Origin of the sequence: Brenneria sp. L3-3C-1, assembly GCF_016456245.1 — a bacterium.
In the GTDB taxonomy this organism is placed as follows: Bacteria; Pseudomonadota; Gammaproteobacteria; order Enterobacterales; family Enterobacteriaceae; genus Brenneria.
On the sequence record NZ_JAEMHF010000001.1, the window covers coordinates 880,630 to 901,790 of the forward strand.

2 protein-coding genes are annotated in these 21,161 nt (G+C 61.7%); both read right to left on the reverse strand.

The features are described from left to right. Positions 1 to 4: 4 nt before the first annotated feature. Positions 5 to 11,206: a non-ribosomal peptide synthetase gene (locus tag JG725_RS04020; protein WP_199376691.1), complete on the reverse strand. Its 11,202-nt coding sequence runs from the start codon at positions 11,204 to 11,206 to the stop codon at positions 5 to 7. Further along, a complete protein-coding gene (locus tag JG725_RS04025) occupies positions 11,199 to 20,759 on the reverse strand; it encodes a non-ribosomal peptide synthetase (protein WP_199376693.1) in 9,561 nt (3,186 codons plus the stop codon). Before JG725_RS04025 ends, JG725_RS04020 begins: the two co-directional genes overlap by 8 nt. Between the last annotated feature and the right edge of the window lie 402 nt (positions 20,760 to 21,161).

Below are 21,161 nucleotides of genomic sequence, written 5' to 3' on the forward strand. Positions count from 1 at the left end.
TTATTTATCGCCGTTTCAGCGTATCAGCCAACAACCGAACATAGGGCGCTTTCAGCAGCCTGATATGGTTGCCTGCGCTGTATACGTGTTGTAACTGCGGCAGCAGGGCTTGCCATCCCGCCAGTCGTCGCGCGTCGCTATCATTGGCCAGCACCAGATGAGAGGCGATCGTCGGTAAGGCGGCGGGTTGAAAACCGGTGCGAATATTGGTTGCGAATACCCGGAAAATGTTTGCCAGATCCCCAACCTGCGCTTTCACCGGCAGCAGCCCCCGCGCAATCAGACGCTGGTGCAGCACCGCCAGCCGCTGCGGCTGAGTCAGGACGGCCAAATCGCTTTCCATTATCCCCAGCGTCTCTCCCTGCATTTCGAAGAGTTCCATCAGCGCCATCAGCGCCTGTAGATCCGTGTACTCCCGAGCCACCGGCTCCGGTACATCGGAGTCCGCCAGCGTGAGAGACGCCGGTGAAATGCCCTCGGCCTCCAGTCGCACCGCCAGTTCAAGCGCCACCCAGCCGCCAAACGAGTGTCCCAACAGATGCACCGGGCCTTCCAGCGTATGGCGGCGAAGCGCCCGCAGATAATGCATAGCGGCCGCTTCCACGCCGGCATGGGGCACCGCATCCCCCAACAGGCCGCGGGGTTGCAGTCCCAGCACCGTCCAGTCCGCGTTCAGCGACTGAACCAGATCCATAAAGGCAAAGACATTATCTCCCGCACCGGGGATGCACAACAGGGTCGGGCTGTGGCGTTGGCCCGTCTGTAATGTCATCACCGGATCATCGTCGTTAGAGGATGCCTCGGTATTGGATACCCGCCGCTGGCTCCGCGCCTGAATCGCATCGGAAATCGCCAGTCCTACTTCGCGCACATAAGGTTCGGACACCAGGCTCTTATGATCGCCGGACACCGGTATAAGCTGAATACGGTTCTCCGGCAACACCCGATCCCAGCCGAGGCAACGACCGCCGTCAACCGCCTCATCCTGCGCGACAACGATATCCAGCGCCAGCGGCAGGGTTGGAACCGCGTATTCCACTCGCAGCAGATCCAGCCGGTGGCACAGCCAATTCCGGTAATATGACGGCGACCAGCCTGCCGGCAACATCCCGATTTTCTGACCAAGGGCATAATGATCCCGCCAGTTCCCTTTCCGCGCCACCTCTGCCGCCTCATCGTCGCCGACCATCGCCTCAAGGTCGCCCCGGACGAGGAAAGACAACATATCTTCCTCATCCGTCATGGCAAACAATTCATTCAGGGGAACGATATGCCCGTCCGGCGAGTCCGGCAGCCGGGTATCCAACATGCCCAGAAATTCAACCTGCTGATCCTGCCCCAGAAGCTGCGCGGCAATTTCATAGGCCAGCGTACCGCCAAACGACCAACCCAGCAGCCGATAAGGCCCTTCCGGCTGCGTGGCGCGGATCATGCGCGCATAACGGGCGGCGGCGCCTTGTAATGTCTTGAAAGTAGGCTGATTGCGGTCTGGTGCCGCCAAACCGTAGACCGGAATATCGCTATTGATACAGCTCGTCAGCAGCGGCCCATAAAACAGCTCGCCGCTGGCTTCCGGCACAATAAACAGCGGAGGTTGCGAACCTGAAGAGCGAAACGCTATCGCCTGATCGTGCCTGCCATGAATAAAGCCGGTCTGGAGGCGCACGGCCAACGCCTGCAACTGCGGCGCGGCGAATAACGTCGCCAGCGCCAGCTCAATGCCCTGTTTACGCACTTCATTGATCAACCGCACCGCCATCAATGAATGGCCGCCCAGCGCAAAGAAGTCATCGTGGCGGCTCACCCGCTCGACGCCCAGCAGGGACTGCCAAACCTCCGCCAGGATCTGTTCCACCTCGCCTTGCGGCGCTTCATAGACCTGATGTATCAACGCCCCGTCATCCGGCTCGGGCAGCGCCTTACGATCCACTTTGCCGTTCGGCGTCAACGGAATGCTCTCTAGCCTTACATAGGCCGACGGCAGCATATATTCCGGCAGATGAGCCTGAAGCTGAGCTTTCAGGCAAGCAATGGAGACATTCGTTTGCGACGAGGTAAAGTACGCCACCAGACGTTTTTCCTGAGCGGAATCCCCTCGCGCCAGCACCACCGCTTGTTGAACACCGTCAATGGCCTGCAGCGCCGATTCGATCTCTCCCAGTTCGATACGGAAACCGCGAATTTTGACCTGAAAATCATTACGTCCCAGGAATTCGATCGTGCCATCCGCGCGCCAGCGCCCCAGATCGCCGGTTTTATACATGCGGGCCTTTGGTTCGGTGGCGAACGGATCCGCCAGGAAGCGTTCCGCCGTCTGTGACGCCAGATTCAGATACCCCCGCGCCACTCCGGCGCCGCCAATATGGATCTCGCCGGCGACGCCGACCGGCACCGGCTGATGATAACTATCCAGTAGGTAAGTCGTCGTGTTGGCAATCGGCCGGCCAATCGGCATACTCGCCGCCTGCGGATCGGCATCATTCATGCGGTAAGCCGTGGCAAAGGTGGTGGTTTCAGTCGGGCCATAAACATGCAGGAAGTGCTGCGGCGGCCCGTGGCGTAACACACGACGAATAAAGGCCAAATCCAGCGATTCTCCCCCCACCATCAAATAACGCAGAGCGGGCAGCGCCTCCTGCAAGGTTTCCGCATACTGATTAAACAAGGCAATCGTCATAAACATGACGCTGACCTGCTGACGACGCAGCTCCGCCGCAAAGCGTTCGGCATCCAGCACCAGGTCGCGGCTGAAGATCACCATGCCGCCGCCGTTGAGCAATGTTCCCCATATTTCCATGGTGCTGGCGTCAAATGCCGGGTTGGCGAGACATGCCACGCGGTCATTGGCCTGAAAATCCGCATAGCCGTTATTAAGCGCCAGTTTGACCACGTTGCGATGTTCCACCATCACGCCTTTGGGTTGGCCGGTAGAACCTGAGGTATACATAATGTAAGCCAGATTCGCGGCGGCGATCCCCTTCCGTGCCGGGTTGCTATTTTCAATGCGACCGTCATCGCGCCGCGGCGTCCAATCCAGATTCAACACAATCATTGCCTGCGGCAGCGTGTCAAACACCCCACGGGTTTGCGAATCGGTAATCAGCACCTCGGGCGCGCTATCTGCCAGAATGAACTGCAAACGTTCCGGCGGATAGCTTGGGTCCAGCGGTACATAAGCGCCGCCGGCCTTGAGCGTCGCCAGCATCGCCACGATCAGTTCACTGCCGCGCTCCAGCGCAATCGCCACCCGGCTATCGGGACGCACGCCCTGTTCGACCAGCCAGTGCGCCAGTTGATTGGCCCGAGCGTTCAGTTCGCCATAGCTAACCTGTTGACCGGCATACATTATCGCCAGCGCTTCCGGCTGACGGGCCGCCTGCGCTTCGAACAGCGTATGCAGGCAGCATTCGGACGGATACGCCGCTGCGGTATTGTTGAAGTCGACCAGCACCCGTTGGCGTTCGGCGGCCGACAATATCGGCAGCGCCCGCACCGGCTGACGCGGCGCGGCCGCCATGCCGCGCAACAATCTCTGCCAATAATCCAGATAGCGCCGCACCGTGCCGGCATCGAATAACGCGCTGGCATAGCGCAACGCGCCGGTCAACTGACCGTTCGTCTCTCTCAGTTCCAGACTGAGATCAAACTGGGCGGTGGTCGTTTCGTTAACCAGCGGCGACAGCGTCAGTCCGTATAGGTCGAGCGCTTCGTCAGGGGTATTCTGTAGCGCCAGCATCACCTGAAAAACAGGGCTGTGCGACAAACTGCGCGCCGGAGCCAGCGCCTCGACCACCTGCTCAAACGGGATATCGGCATGACTTTGCGCCGCCAGCGCCGTGGCTTTAACCTGCGCCAGCAGGGCGTCGGTATCCGGCTGACCGGACAGATCGACCCTCAGCGCCTGGGTATTGACGAACATCCCGATCAGCGGTTCGATCTCACGGCGGTTACGCCCGGCGATCGGCGAACCCATCACGATATCGTCCTGACCGGACAGCCGCCCCATCAGCGCGGCCCAGCCGGCCAACAGGGTCATAAACAGCGTGCAGCCGTGGCGCTGGCTCAGCGCGTTCAGATCCTTCGTCAGCGCCTTGTCCAGCGTGACCGATACGCTGGCGCCCGCATAGCTTTGGGTCTGCGGCCGTGGCCGATCGGTCGGCAGGATCAGACAGTCCGGCGCGCCGCGCAGCTGTTCGACCCAATACCGCTGCTGGGCTTGCAACACCTCACCGCGCAGATGTTGATGCTGCCAGGCGGCATAATCGCCGTACTGGATCGACAACCGCGGCAGCGGATCGGGGCGGCCCTGACTGAACGCCTTATACAGCGCGCGCAGTTCCCGCATAAATACCCCCATCGACCAGCCATCGGCGATGATGTGATGCATCGCCAGCCGCAGCCAGTGCTCTTGCTCGTTTACCCGCACCAGTTGTCCCTGCGCCAGCGGCCCGGTGGTCAGATCGAATTGCGGCGCAAAGGGCGCAAGATCGCCGCTCTCTCCGTTTATATCAATCCTGCTCAACGGAAAGCCGCGATCTTCCGCCTCAATCATCTGCATCGGCTGCTGCCCCCGGCTTTCGAAACGGGTACGCAGCGCCGCGTGACGGGCCACGATGCGATCCAGCGCCCGTTGCAGCGCCGCCACATCCAGCTTGCCCAGCATCCTTACGCCGCCGGCGATAACATATGCGGCGCTGGCCGCCTCATCCATCTGCGCCAGAAACCACAGCCGCTGCTGGGCCAGCGACAGCGGCGGCGTCTCGCCGTCCGGCTGCGGTACAATGGCCGGCAAACTCCCCTGCCGCGCCTCGCCCAGCGCCGCCGCCAACTCGCTGAGTACCGGCCGGGCAAACAGCATCGCCAGCGTCAGTTCGCGATCCAGTTCAGTACGCACCCGCGAAATCAACTGCACCGCCAGCAGCGAATGGCCGCCCAGCGCAAAGAAATTGTCGTGACGCCCCACGTTGTCTACGCCCAGCAGCGATCGCCACAGCGCCGCCAGCGCCTGCTCTTCCGCGCCCTGCGGCGCTTCATACGCCTGACGGGCAAAGGCTGCTTCATCCGGCGTCGGCAACGCCTTGCGATCCACCTTGCCGTTTGGCGTCAGCGGAATACGCTCCAGCCTCATATAGGCCGCCGGCACCATATATTCCGGCAATCGAGCGCCAAGCTGTGTCTTCAGTGTTTCGACGGACAGGTTATCGTCAGCAACATAGTAGGCCACCAGACGTTTTTCCTGCGTCTGCATGGGCGCGCTGACGGCGGTGACCACCGCCCCGCTCACGTTCTCGCAGGCCAGCAGCGCCGATTCGATCTCTCCCAGCTCGATGCGGAAGCCGCGAATTTTCACCTGAAAATCGTTACGCCCCAGGTATTCGATGGTGCCGTCGGCCAGCCAGCGTCCCAGATCGCCGGTTTTGTACATCCGCGCATCCGCTTCATCGGCGAACGGATCCGGCAGGAAGCGTTCGGCGGTCAGATCCGCCCGGTTGAGATATCCCCGCGCCACCTGCGCCCCGCCGATATACAGCTCGCCGCTGACCCCCATTGGCGCCGGCTGCCCCTCGGCATCCAGAATATATGTGCGGGTATTGGCGATCGGACGGCCGATATGCAGCACCCGGTCGGCGGCGCAGATGCGCCCAGAGGTCGCCACCACCGTGTTTTCGGTCGGGCCATAGTTGTTGACCAGCGTGAAGTTCGCACCCTCAGCCGGTCGGCGGTTCAACCGATCCCCGCCCACCAGCAAGGTGCGCAACGTCGGGTGGTTAAGTCCGCGGGCAAAGGCCAGCTCGGCGACGGGCGTCGGCAAAAAGCCCACATTGATCGGTTGCGCCGCCCACCAATCCAGCAGTTGCCCGGGATCACGGGACACCGCCGGTGACGGCAGCAGCAGACGCGCCCCGACCGACAGCGGCGGCCAGATTTCCCACACCGCAGCATCAAAGCCCAGCCCCGCCACGCAGGATGCGGCGTCCTGCGCCCGCAGGCCAAAGGCCTGACAGTGCCAGCGCACCAGATTGACGACGCCCCGATGCTCGACCATCACCCCTTTGGGTTGGCCGGTCGAGCCGGAGGTATAGATAATGTAGGCCAGATGACGCGGCGTCAGCCCCAACCGCGGCGGCGCGATATTGTCCCGCGCGCAGTCGGCCCACGGACACGCCCCGGCGTCGATAGCGATCAGTTGCGTTTCCGGCGGCAGCGCGCCCAATCGAGTTCGCGTCGCACGGCTGGCGATCATCACCTGCGGCGCGCTGTCCGCCACCATATAGGCCAGCCGCTCCGGCGGCACGCCCGGATCCAGCGGCACATAGGCGCCGCCGGCCTTAAGCGTCGCCAGCATCGCCACGATCAGTTCACTGCTGCGTTCCAACACAATCGCCACCCGGCTGTCAGGGCGCACGCCCTGTTCAATCAGCCAGTGCGCCAGTTGATTCGCCCGGGCGTTCAGTTCGCCATAGCTCAGCCGCCGGTCGTCACAGATCAGCGCCAGCGCCTCCGGCTGTTGCGCGGCCTGCGCTTCGAACAGCGTATGCAGGCAGCATTCGGGCGGGTACGCCATCGCAGTATTGTTGACGTCGACCAGCACCTGTTGGCGTTCGGCGGCCGACAATATCGGCAGCGCCCGCACCGGCTGATGCGGCGCGGCCGCCATGCCGCGCAACAGTCTCTGCCAGTAATCCAGATAGCGCCGCACCGTTCCGGCATCAAACAGCGCGCTGGCGTAAAATACGCTCCCCTTGAGCTGACCATCCGTTTCACTCAGTTCCAGACTAAGATCAAAGTGTGACACCGTCACCTCTTCGGACAACGCAGACAAAGTCAGTCCCGGCAGATTAAAAACGCGGTCGGGGGTATTCTGCAACGCCAGCATCACCTGAAAAATAGGGCTATGGGACAGGCTGCGGGTAGGCGCCAGCGCTTCGACCACCTGCTCAAACGGGATATCGGCATGACTTTGCGCCGCCAGCGCCGTGGCTTTAACCTGCGCCAGCAAGGCGTCGGTGTCCGGCTGCTCGGAGAGATCAATCCTCAGCGCCAGCGTGTTGACGAACATCCCGATCAGCGGTTCGATCTCACGGCGGTTACGCCCGGCGATCGGCGAACCCATCACGATATCGTCCTGCCCGGACAGCCGCCCCATCAGCGCGCCCCAGCCGGCCAGCAGGGTCATAAACAGCGTGCAGCCGTGGCGCTGGCTTAACGCCTTCAGTTCGGCCGTCAGTTTCGTATCCAACGTGACCGATACGCTGCCGCCCGCATAGCTTTGGGTCTGCGGCCGCGGCCGATCGGTCGGCAGGGTCAGACAGTCCGGCGCGCCGCGCAGCTGTTCCACCCAATACTGCCGTTGGGTGTGCAATACCTCCCCGCGCAGATGTTGATGCTGCCAGACGGCATAATCGCCGTACTGAATCGGCAACCGCGGCAGCGGATCGGGGCGGCCCTGACTAAACGCCGCATACAGCGCGCGCAGTTCCTGCATAAACACGCCTATCGACCAGCCATCGGTGATGATGTGGTGCATCGCCAGCCGCAGCCAGTGCTCTTGCGCGTTTACCCGCACCAATTGTCCCTGCGCCAGCGGCCCGGTGGTCAACTCAAACCTCGGCGCAAAGGGCGGCAGATTATCCATTTGCCCCCCGGCATCCAGCCAGCTCAGCGGGAAGCCGCGATCTTCCGCCTCAATCACCTGCACCGGCACCCCGTGTCGGTTCTCGATATGGGTACGCAGCGCGGCGTGACGGGCCACAATACGATCCAGCGCCTGTTGCAACGCGGTTATATCCAGCTCACCCAGCATCCGTACGCCGCCGGCGATAACATACGCGGCGCTGGCCGCCTCATCCATCTGCGCCAGAAACCACAGCCGCTGCTGGGCCAGCGACAATGGCGGTGCCTCACCCGTCGGCCGCGATACAATGGCCGGCAGACTCTCCTGCCGCGCCTTCCCCAGCGCCGCCGCCAGATCGCTGAGCGCCGGCCGGGCAAACAGCGTCGTCAGCGCCAGCTCGCGATTCAGTTCGCTGCGCACCCGGGAAATCAGTTGTACCGCCAGCAGCGAATGGCCGCCCAGGGCAAAGAAATTGTCGTGACGACCGACCTTGTCCACGCCCAACAACGATTGCCACAGCGCCGCCAGCGCCTGCTCATCCGCGCCTTGCGGCGCTTGGTAAATCTGACGGGCAAAGGCCGCTTCATCCGGCGCCGGCAATGCCTTGCGGTTCACCTTGCCGTTTGGCGTCAGCGGAATACGCTCCAGCCTCACATAAGCCGCCGGCACCATATATTCCGGCAAGCGAGCGCCAAGCTGTGTCTTCATCGTTTCGACGGAGAGATTATGCTCGCCGCCAGCAACATAGTAGGCCACCAGGCGTTTATCCTGTGTTTGCGAGGGCGCACTGACGGCGGCGACCACCGCCTCCCGCACACCGTCGCAGGCCAATAGCGCCGACTCGATCTCACCCAGTTCAATGCGAAAGCCGCGAATTTTCACCTGAAAATCGTTGCGGCCCAGGTATTCGATGGCGCCGTCGGCCAGCCAGCGTCCCAGATCGCCGGTTTTGTACATCCGCGCATCCGCTTCATCGGCGAACGGATCCGGCAGGAAGCGTTCGGCGGTCAGCTGCGGCCGATTAAGATAACCGCGCGTCACCCCGGCGCCGGCAATATAAATTTCACCCGCAACGCCCACCGGCACCGGCGAGTGCTGCGCATCCAGCAGGTACACCTGCGTATTGGCGATCGGCCGGCCAATCAATATCGGTTCGTCCGCGTCGTCGATGCGCCAGGTGGTGGACCATACGGTGGTTTCCGTCGGGCCATACATATTCCACAGTTCGCCCACCCGCGCCAGCAGCGCCGCCGCCAGCCCCTGCGGGAAGGACTCTCCGCCGATCAGGGCTTTCAACCCCGGCACCCCGCGCCAGCCGGATTCGATCAGCAGTTTCCACGTCGCCGGGGTAGCCTGAAACAGGGAAATCGCCTGCCGGCACAGATAGTTTCCCAAACGCTCGCCGTCCCGGCGTAGCGCGTCGCTCGCCAGATGCAGTTGCGCGCCGCTAATCAACGGCAGGTAGATTTCCAGCACGTGGATGTCGAACGAAATGGTGGTTACCGCCAGCAGACGCGCCTCCGGCGTCACCTTATGCTGACGCTGCTGGCACAGCAGGAAGTTCACCGCCGCCTGATGATGAACCATCACGCCTTTGGGCTGACCGGTTGATCCGGAAGTGTAGATCACGTAGGCCAGATGGCGCGCCGTCAGCCCCAGCGTGGCCGCCGCGATATCCGTGGCGGGGCACTGTATCCAGGGGCGGACGTCGCTATCCAGTTCGACCGTGGAGAGAGAGTCCGGCATCGCGCCCAGCCTGTCCCGCATCGCCCGCGTAGCGATCAGCACGCTGGGCGCGCTGTCCCGCAGCATGTAGATCAGCCGCTCCTGCGGGATATCCGGATCGAACGGCACATAGGCGCCGCCCGCCTTGAGTGTCGCCAGCATCGCCACGACCATTTCACTGCCGCGCGCCAGCGCAATCGCCACCCGGCTGTCCGGACGTACGCCCAGTTCGACCAGCCAGTGCGCCAGTTGGTTGGCGCGCGCGTTAAGGTCGCCATAGCTTAGCGGCTGGTCGTCATACACCACCGCCACCGCGTCCGGACAGGCTTTCGCCTGCCGTTCGAACAGCGTATGTATACAGCGTTCGACCGGGTATGCCGCCTGCGTATGGTTGAAATCATAAAGCACCTGCCGCCGTTCAGCGTCCGAAAACATCGGCAAGCTCTGCACCGGCTGGAGAGGATCGGCCGCCATGCCGCGCAACAATCGCAGCCAGTAATTCAGATAACGCTGTACGGTGGCTTCATCGAACAGTGAGGTGGCATAGAATAATGTCCCCGCAAGCTGTTCCCCTGTTTCCGCCAACGACAGACTCAGATCAAACTGGGAGGTCTCCGCCTTGCCGGTCACTGGCGATATCGTCAATCCGGGCAGTTCAAACGTATCGCCAGGGGTGTTCTGTAGCGCCAGCATCACCTGAAAAATAGGGCTATGGGACAGACTGCGGCTGGGAGCCAGCGCTTCAACCACCTGTTCAAACGGCATATCGGCATGACGTTGCGCCGCCAGCGCCGTGGCTCTGACCTGCGCCAGCAGCGCATCGGTATTCGGCCGGCCGGACATATCGACCCTCAGCGCCTGGGTGTTGACGAACATGCCGATCAGCGATTCGATTTCACGGCGGTTACGTCCGGCGATCGGGGTGCCGATGACCACGTCGTCCTGACCGGACAGCCGGCTCATCAGCGCCGCCCAGCCGGCCAGCAACGTCATAAACAGCGTACAGCCGTGGCGCTGCCCCAGCGCTTTCAGCCCGGCCGTCAGCGTCTTGTCCAGCGTGACCGGTACGCCGGCGCCGCGGTAATCCTGCGTTTGCGGCCGCGGCCGATCGCCCGGCAGGGTCAGACACGCCGGTATGCCGCGCAGTTGCTGCGCCCAATAGGCCTGCTGCTCCTGTAGCGCCGCGCCCCGCAGGTGTTGATGCTGCCAGGCGGCATAATCGGCATACTGGATATTCAGCGCCGGCAAGGGGTCGGGCAGCCCCTGACTGAACGCCGCATACAGGGCGCCCAGTTCCTGCATAAACACGCCTATCGACCAGCCGTCGGCAATAATGTGATGCATGGCGATGCGCAGCAAATGGACTTCTTCGGCCACGCGAACCAGTTGCCCGCCAATCAACGGGCCGTGTTCCAGATCGAAGCGGGGAGAAAAACGCGGCTCGACGTCGGTGGGCTCCTGTAATTCCCGATAATCCAGGATAAATCCGCTGTCGGCGGGGTCAATCCGTTGCAGCGGCGTTCCGCGCGCGTTGATAAAACGCGTGCGCAATATTTCGTGACGGGCGATCATGCGATCGAGCGCGGCGCGCAGCGCGGCGACGTCCAGCCGCCCCTTGAGCTGAAACGCGCCGCCCAGAATATAGGCATCCGCGCTGCTGTCTTCCATTTGCGCCAGAAACCACAGCCGACGCTGCGCGAAGGCCAGCGGCTCCCCCTCGGGGGAGCGGGCGGCGGGTTGAATGGTTTGACTATGTCGATCGGTTTTACGCTTCAGCCCTTTCGATTTTGCCAACTCAAGTAGTCTGGCTTTTTCCTCTCTAGACAATGCGTTAATGGTTATTTGATTTTCATCCCTGTTATGCATGGTTTTCTCCTTCCAACGATCCTGCGATCTCCAGCAGATCGGTGATATCAAATTGCTCGATGCTGATATCCACCACCCGTTCGCTAAACGCGCTCAGACTCGGATAAGCGAATAATTCGGCCAATGGGACTTCAACTTCCAGTTCGAGGCGAATGCGAGAAATCAATTGCACCGCCAGCAAGGAGTGGCCGCCCAGCGCGAAAAAATTATCGTGGCGGCCGAGGCGATCCACATTCAGCAGCGACTGCCAGATAACCGCGATCGCCTGTTCCATTTCCCCTTCCGGCGCTTCGTATGCCATGCGCGCAAAAGCCGAGTCATCCGGCTCAGGCAGCGCCTGACGATTCACTTTGCCGTTCGGGGTCAGCGGGAAAGCCGCCAGCGATACCCAGGCGGACGGCACCATATAATCAGGCAGCCGATCCGCCACATGGGCGCGTAATGCATCGACGCCGGCCGGCCCCTGATAGTACGCCACCAGACGCGTCTCGCCCGCCGTCGCCTCACGCGCCACAACCAGCGCCTCTTCAACCCCCTGATGAGCGCGCATGCAGGTTTCGATCTCCCCCGGCTCAATACGGAAACCGCGAATTTTCACCTGAAAGTCATTGCGACCGAGATAGTCGATGGCGCCATCAGCCAGCCAGCGTCCCAGATCGCCCGTTTTGTACATTCGGGCCTGCGGCCGATCGGCGAATGGATCGGGCAGAAAACGTTCGGCGGTCAGTTCCGGAAGATTCAGGTAGCCGCGCGCCAGGCCGACGCCGCCGATATGGATCTCGCCTGCCACCCCTATCGGCACCGGTTCACCCTGCGCATCGAGAATGTAAATCCGGGCGTTGGCGATCGGACGGCCAATCGACGGCAACGCCGACCAGTCAGACACCGCCTCTGGACAGATATACTCGGTCGTCACATGGGTCTCCGCCGGCCCATACTGATTGTGAAGCCGGGACTGGGGAGAACCGGCGAACAACGCACGGATCTCTGCGCTGGCGCGCAGCGTTTCACCGCTGGTGATGACCTCGGCAATCGGCAGCGCCGGTTGTTGTTCCTGCTTCTCCCGGGCCAGCGCTTGCAAGAGCGCCGGGGGAATGAAAGCGCGTGCGATGGAGCGATCGTTCAGAAAGCGCGCAAGACGCGTCATATCGAGTCGGGTTTCGCTCGCCACCATCTCCAGCACACCGCCTCCCGCCAGCGAGCTGAGCATCTCCTGAAATGCGACGTCAAAGCCGAAGGAGGCGAATTGCAGCGTGGATACCGTCGGTCTGCGATTCTGCCAGTGGATCAGATTCACCAATGGCGCATGCGGCATGGCGATCCCTTTGGGACGCCCTGTCGAACCGGAAGTGTAAATCACATAGGCCAGATGCTGTGGAGTCAACCCGATGGCCCGTGGGTCTGGATCGCCGGCGGGCTGGTCGGCCCATCGGGCGGCGTCCGCCTCCAGATCAAAGGCGGGCGGCATGGCGCAACATCCCGCCAGCACCGACCGCCCCATGCCGTCGATCAGTACCGCCATCGGCGCGCTGTCCTTGAGCATGTAAGCCAGACGTTCGCGAGGGTAGATAGGGTCCAGCGGCACATAGGCTCCGCCCGCCTTGAGGATCCCCAACAGCGCCACCACCATGTTGAGGCTGCGCGCCATACAGATCGCCACCCGATCATCAGGACGAATCCCCTGTGCGATCAGCCAGTGCGCCAGTTGATTCGCCCGGGCGTTCAGTTCGCCATAGCTCAGCCGCCGCTCTTCACAGACAACGGCCACCGCATCCGGCTGTTGGACAACCCGGGCTTCGAACAGCGCAGGCAGGCAACATTCGGATGGATACGCCGCCGCGGTATTATTGAAGTCGACCAGCACCTGTTGGCGTTCGGCGGCCGACAATATCGGCAGCGCCCGCACCGGCTGACGCGGCGCGGCCGCCATGCCGCGCAACAGGCTTTGCCAGTAATCCAGATAACGCCGAACCGTGCCGGCGTCGAATAGCGCGGTAGCGTAATACAACGTGCCTGCCAACTGACCATTCGTCTCTCTCAGTTCCAGATTGAGATCGAACTGGCACGTCGCCGTCTCGTTAGGCAGCGGAGACAGCCTCAGACCCGGCAGTTCAAAGGCGTTGTCGGGCATGTTATGCAGCGCCAGCATCACCTGAAACAGCGGGCTATACGACAGGCTGCGGGTTGGCGACAGCGCCTCGACCACCTGCTCAAACGGGATATCGGCATGACTCTGCGCCGCCAGCGCCGTGGCTTTAACCTGCGCCAGCAGGGCGTTGGTGTCCGGCTGACCGGACAGGTCGACCCTCAGCGCCTGGGTATTGACGAACATCCCGATCAGCGGTTCGATCTCACGGCGGTTACGCCCGGCGATCGGCGAACCCATCACAATATCGTCCTGACCGGACAGCCGCCCCATCAGCGCGGCCCAGCCGGCCAACAAGGTCATAAACAGCGTGCAGCCGTGGCGCTGGCTTAACGCGTTCAGATCCTTCGTCAGCGCCTTATCCAGCGTGATCGCCATATGCGCGCCGGCGTAGTTTTGTACCGCCGGTCGTGGCCGATCGGTCGGCAAGGTCAGACAGTCCGGCGCGCCGCGCAATTGCTCTGTCCAGTATTGCTGCTGAGCCTGCAACGCCTTACCGCGCAGGTGCTGATGCTGCCAGGCGGCATAATCGCCGTATTGGATCGACAAAGCGGGTAATGGGTCGCTCTGGTTTTGGCTGAAAGCGTCATATAACGCGCTTAATTCCCGCATAAACACGCCTATCGACCAGCCATCGGCGATAATATGGTGCATCGCCAGCCGCAGCCAGTGCTCTTGCGCGTTTACCCGCACCAGTTGTCCCTGCGCCAGCGGCCCGGTGGTCAGATTGAATCGCGGTGCAAAGGGCGCAAGATCGCCGCTCTCTCCGTTTATATCAATCCTGCTCAGCGGGAAGCCGCGATCTTCCGCCTCAATCACCTGCACCGGCACCCCGTGTCGGTTCTCAATATGGGTACGCAGCGCGGCGTGACGGGCCACGATGCGATCCAGCGCCCGTTGCAGCGCCGCCGCATCCAGCTTGCCCAGCATCCTTACGCCGCCGGCGATAACATATGCGGCGCTGGCCGCCTCATCCATCTGCGCCAGAAACCACAGCCGCTGCTGAGCCAACGACAGCGGCGGCGTCTCGCCGTCCGGCTGCGGTACAATGGCCGGCAAACTCCCCTGCCGCGCCTCGCCCAGCGCCGCCGCCAACTCGCTGAGCGCCGGCCGGGCAAACAGCGTCGCCAGCGTCAGTTCGCGATCCAGTTCAGTACGCACCCGCGAAATCAACTGCACCGCCAGCAGCGAATGGCCGCCCAGCGCAAAGAAATTATCGTGACGCCCCACCTTGTCCAGCCCCAGCAGCGATTGCCACAGCGCCGCCAGCGCCTGCTCATCCGCGCCCTGCGGCGCTTCATATGCCTGACGAATAAAGGCTGCTTCATCCGGCGCCGGCAGCGCCTTGCGATCCACCTTGCCGTTTGGCGTCAGCGGAATACGCTCCAGTCTTACATAGGCCGCCGGCACCATATATTCCGGCAGGCGAACGCCAAGTTGGGCTTTTAGCCCCTCAATGGACGTCGCCTGCGTGGCATCGTCGGCGGTGTAGTAGGCCACCAGACGTTTTTCTTCACCCGAAACAGTTACCACCGCCCCACTCACGCCCTCACAGGCCAGCAGCGCCGATTCGATTTCTCCCAGCTCGATGCGGAAGCCGCGAATTTTCACCTGAAAATCGTTACGCCCCAGGTATTCGATGGTGCCGTCGGCCAGCCAGCGTCCCAGATCGCCGGTTTTGTACATTCGCGCGTCAGCTTCATCGGCGAACGGATCCGGCAGGAAGCGTTCGGCGGTCAGATCCGCCCGGTTGAGATATCCCCGCGCCACCTGCGCCCCGCCGATATACAGCTCGCCGCTGACCCCCATTGGCGCCGGCTGCCCCTCGGCATCCAGGATATATGTGCGGGTATTGGCGATCGGACGGCCGATATGCAGCACCCGATCGGCGGCGCAGATGCGCCCGGAGGTCGCCACCACCGTATTTTCGGTCGGGCCATAGTTGTTGACCAGCGTGAAGTTTGCACCCTCAGCCGGTCGGCGGTTCAACCGATCCCCGCCCACCAGCAAGGTGCGCAGCGTCGGGTGGTTAAGTCCGCGGGCAAAGGCCAGCTCGGCGACGGGCGTCGGCAAAAAGCCCACATTGATCGGTTGCGCCGCCCACCAATCCAGCAGTTGCCCGGGATCACGGGACACCGCCGGTGACGGCAGCAGCAGACGCGCCCCGACCGACAGCGGCGGCCAGATTTCCCACACCGCGGCATCAAAGCCCAGCCCCGCCACGCAGGATGCGGCGTCCTGCGCCCGCAGGCCAAAGGCCTGACAGTGCCAGCGCACCAGGTTGACGACGCCCCGGTGCTCGACCATCACCCCTTTGGGTTGGCCGGTCGAGCCGGAGGTATAGATAATGTAGGCCAGATGACGCGGCGTCAGCCCCAGCCGCGGCGGCGCGATATTGTCCCGCGCGCAGTCGGCCCACGGACACGCCCCGGCGTCGATAGCGATCAGTTGCGTTTCCGGCGGCAGCTCGCCCAATCGAGTTCGCGTCGCACGGCTGGCGATCATCACCTGCGGCGCGCTGTCCGCCACCATATAGGCCAGCCGCTCCGGCGGCACGCCCGGATCCAGCGGCACATAGGCGCCGCCGGCCTTAAGCGTCGCCAGCATCGCCACGATCAGTTCACTGCTGCGTTCCAGCGCAATCGCCACCCGGCTGTCCGGGCGCACGCCCTGTTCAATCAGCCAGTGCGCCAGTTGATTCGCCTGGGCGTTCAGTTCGCCATAGCTCAGCCGCCGGTCGTCACAGATCAGCGCCAGCGCCTCCGGCTGTTGCGCGGCCTGCGCTTCGAACAGCGTATGCAGGCAGCATTCGGGCGGATACGCCATCGCAGTATTGTTGACGTCGACCAGCACCCGTTGGCGTTCGGCGGCCGACAATATCGGCAGCGCCCGCACCGGCTGATGCGGCGCGGCCGCCATGCCGCGCAACAGTCTCTGCCAGTAATCCAGATAGCGCCGCACCGTATTTTCATCAAATAGCGCGGTGGCGTAGTACAGCGTTCCCTCAAGTTGCCCGGCCACCTCTTGCAGATCCAAACTGAGATCAAACTGGGAGGTCGTTATCTCACCGGCATGTATAGACAGCGTCAGCCCCGGCAGTTCAAGCGCGTTATCAGCGGTATTCTGCAACGCCAGCATCACCTGAAACAGCGGGCTGTGCGACAGGCTGCGGGTTGGCGACAGCGCCTCGACCACCTGCTCAAACGGGATATCGGCATGACTTTGCGCCGCCAGCGCCGTGGCTTTAACCTGCGCCAGCAGGGCGTCGGTGTCCGGCTGCTCGGAGAGATCAATCCTCAGCGCCAGCGTGTTGACGAACATCCCGATCAGCGGTTCGATCTCACGACGGTTACGCCCGGCGATCGGCGAACCCATCACGATATCGTCCTGCCCGGACAGCCGCCCCATCAGCGCGCCCCAGCCGGCCAGCAGGGTCATAAACAGCGTGCAGCCGTGGCGCTGGCTTAGCGCGTTCAGATCCTTTGTCAGCGTCTTGTCCAGCGTGACCGATACGCCGGCGCCCGCATAGCTTTGGGTCTGCGGCCGCGGCCGATCGGTCGGCAGGGTCAGACAGTCCGGCGCGCCGCGCAGCTGTTCCACCCAATATTGCCGCTGGGTGTGCAATACCTCCCCGCGCAGGTGCTGATGCTGCCAGGCGGCATAATCGCCGTATTGGATCGACAAAGCGGGTAAAGGGTCGTTCTGGTTTTGGCTAAAAGCGCCATATAACGCGCTTAATTCCCGCATAAACACGCCTAACGACCAGCCATCGGCAATAATGTGGTGCATCGCCAGCCGTAGCCGATGCTCTTGCGCGTTTACCCGCACCAGTTGTCCCTGCGCCAGCGGCCCGGTGGTCAGATAGAACGTCGGCGCAAAGGGCGCAAGATCGCCGTTCTCTCCGTCCATATCAATCCTGCTTAGCGGGAAGCCGCGCTCTTCCGCTTCAATCACCTGCACCGGCACCCCGTTTCGGTTCTCAATATGGGTACGCAGCGCGGCGTGACGGGCCACGATGCGATCCAGCGCCTGTTGCAGCGCCGCCACATCCAGCTCACCCAGCATCCGTACGCCGCCGGCGATAACATACGCGGCGCTGGCCGCCTCATCCATCTGCGCCAGAAACCACAGCCGCTGCTGGGCCAGCGACAGCGGCGGCGTCTCGCCGTCCGGCTGCGGTACAATGGCCGGCAGACTCCCCTGCCGCGCCTCCTCCAGCGCCGCCGCCAACTCGCTGAGCACCGGCCGGGCAAACAGCGTCGCCAGCGTCAGTTCGCGATCCAGTTCGCTGCGTACCCGCGAAATCAACTGCACCGCCAGCAGCGAATGGCCGCCCAGCGCAAAAAAACTGTCGTGACGACCGACCTTGTCCACGCCCAGCAACGATCGCCACAGCGCCGCCAGCGCCTGTTCATCCGCGCTTTGCGGCGCTTCATAAACCTGACGGACAAAGGCCGCTTCATCCGGCGCCGGCAGCGCCTTGCGATCCACCTTGCCGTTGGCGGTCAGCGGTATGTTATCCAGGGCGACATAAGCCGCGGGCACCATATATTCCGGCAATCGAGCGCCAAGCTGTGTCTTCATCGTTTCGACGGAGAGATTATGCTCGCCGCCAGCAACATAGTAGGCCACCAGGCGTTTATCCTGTGTTTGCGAGGGCGCGCTGACGGCGGCGACCACCGCCTCCCGCACGCCGTCGCAGGCCAGCAGCGCCGACTCGATCTCGCCTAGTTCAATGCGATAGCCGCGGATCTTGACCTGAAAATCGTTACGGCCCAGGTATTCGATGGTGCCGTCGGCCAGCCAGCGCCCCAAATCCCCGCTCTTGTACATGCGGGCATCCGCTTCATCGGCGAACGGATCCGGCAGGAAGCGTTCAGCGGTCAGCTGCGGCCGATTGAGATAACCGCGCGTCACCCCGGCGCCGGCGACATACAGTTCCCCCACTACGCCCAGCGGCAACGGATTACCCTGCGCATCCAGAATATATACCCGCAAATCGGGCAATGGCCGGCCTATCGGGCTTTCTCCCGCTAGTGTCACATCGGCGGCGTCCAGAGAACGATAAGTGGCATGCACCGTCGTCTCGGTAATGCCGTACATATTGATTAACTGCGTGATACTGTCGGCATTCTGCCGATACCAGGGCGCAAGCGTGGCGACCTCCAACGCTTCACCACCGAAAATGACATAGCGCAGGCAATGCGCGTCGCGACTTTCCGCCTGCGCCGCAATCAGCTGGCGGAATACGCTCGGCGTCTGGTTGAGCACCGTCACCTTTTGCCGGCACAGCAACCGATAGAAGTCCTGTGGCGAGCGCGTGGCAGACTGCGGCACCACCACCAGACGAGCGCCATGCAGCAGCGCGCCCCAAATTTCCCAGACCGAGAAATCAAAGGCGTAAGAGTGGAACAGCGTCCAGGTGTCCTGAGGATCGAAGTGGAACCAGTACTGCGTCGACGCCAGCAGACGCGTCACGTTGCGGTGCTCGACCATCACCCCTTTGGGCTGGCCGGTAGAGCCGGAAGTATAAATGATGTAGGCCAGATGGCGCGCCGTCAGCCCCAACGCAGCCGCCGCGATATCCGCGGCGGAGCAGCGCGCCCAGGGTTGGCTGTCGTCGTCCAGCGCAACCAGACTCAGATGATCAGGCAAATCGCCCAGCAGAGGCCGGATCGTCTGGGTGGTGATCAACACCTCGGGGGCACTGTCCTGTAACACATACCGCAAGCGCTCTTGCGGATAGCCCGGATCGAGCGGCACATAGGCGCCGCCCGCCTTTAGCGTTGCCAGAATGGCGACCAGCAGGTCACAGCCGCGCGCCAGCGCAATCGCCACCCGGCTGTCCGGACGCACACCCTGCTCAACCAGCCAATGCGCCAGCTGGTTGGCTTTTCCGTTCAATTCGCCATAGCTCAACTGACAATCTTCATAGACCACGGCCACCGCATCGGGACGTACCCGCGCCTGTCGTTCAAACCGTTGGTGGATACAGTCCGGCGACGCATAGACGGTCTGCATTGCATTCCACTGCCTGAGCAGCGCAAGCTCATCGGGCAGCAGCAGCGCGTAATCCCCAATCTGCTTGTCCTGATTATCCGCCGTGGCGGCAAAAAAATGCGCTAAACGACGGAAATGCCAGTCCATATCGTCGCTGCCGTACAGCGCGGCATTCCCACTCAGACACAGTTCCAGACCGCCGCCCGGGCCGCGGTCGAGTACGGTGATGGAGAGGTCGTCCGTGGGGCCGAGGGCCAGGTTATGCACCGTCGCGCTATAACCGCCAAAGGAAAGCTGGTCATATTGGAGCGGGATAATATTGATCGCCGTGGCGAACAACATGCCGCGCCCCGCCATCAGATCCAGTTCCGCGTTCAGCGCCTCGCCCCGGTAACGCTGATGCCGGGTCGCGCCATACACATGGCTCTCGGTCTGCCGGAGGCAATCAACCAGCGTGGCAGCGGATGCCAGCTTCAGCCGCAACGGCAGAACGTTGCTGACCATGCCTGGGAAACGCCGCAGCTTACGATTGGACCGGGCCGTTACCGGCAAGCCGAGCAGCAAATCATCCTGTCCGGTCATTCGATACAGGTAGATGGCGATTAACGTAATCAGCAGTTGCGGCAAGGTTGCATCATGCTGACGCGCGACACGGCGCAGCAGATCATCGGTTCGCGCCGGTAAATACTGTTGCTGGCGCACAATATCGGAGCAAACCGCCTGCCTTCCAGCCAGACTGACCGGCGCAGGCCGATCCGCAAGAAGGTCCATCCAGTATCGGCGATCGCGCTGAGCCAGAGACGACGTTTCATAGTCGCTGTCGGCGTCAAGCGCATCCGCCAGCCCGACAAATGTGCAGGCCGGCGGTTCATGGTTTGCGACAAGGGCGGAATAAACCTCGGCCAGGCGGCGAACAAACAACGCCGAGCCGTAACCATCCGTAATCAGATGATGGTCGCAGTGATAGAAAAAGAATCGCTCCGCCGCTGTCTGAATCAGAGCGAAGGAAAAGAGTCTGCCGCATTGCGGCTCGTAAGGTTTATCCAGATCGGCCTGCATCCACTTGGCCGCCGCGCCATCGGGATCGGCGTTCCCACGCAGATCGAGTATCGGAAAAGCCCAATCGGGGGTCACACCAACATACTGCCGGGGACCTTGTGCTTCGTTTTTCAGCGTTATCCGCAGGGACTCGGTTTCGGCAACCGTTCTGCGAACGGCGGTTTCAAATATTTTCGGGTCAAGCGAACCCGAAATCTCAAAATATTCGGCAATCTTGAAAACCTTCGCTTTTGCACTGGGGTTAAGGTGCTGGGCAAACCAGATCCCTCGCTGCGCCGCAGACAGTGGAAAAGCGTGTTTATACGAATTGTTTTGCGTATTACGAAAAAATATTTCTTGCTCAGACACAGGATTCCATCCCTATTTATTACATATTTTATTGATATGACAATATTTAATTAATTAGCTTATTATTTATAATATAAAGCTCCAAACCATTCTAAATATTTATATGAGTACATAATCTATTCATCTAATTTATCCGTTTCATCATTCATTTTCGTTTACTTATCCATATAAAAAACAATCAAAAAATTTTTTGATAAAAGCTATCGTCTGAAAATTAAATCCAACGACTGTCATTGCAAACGATTAATAAAACCACAGCAAAAAAAAGCAACCGGATAGTGATTATAAACGCTGCTTTTATTGTTGGATGTTTAATCAGTTTTGGTAGTAGGGAAGGACTATAAGCCTATTGACATTAAATCTCTATAAACCTAAACGGTTAAATAGCAAGCAAAATTTACT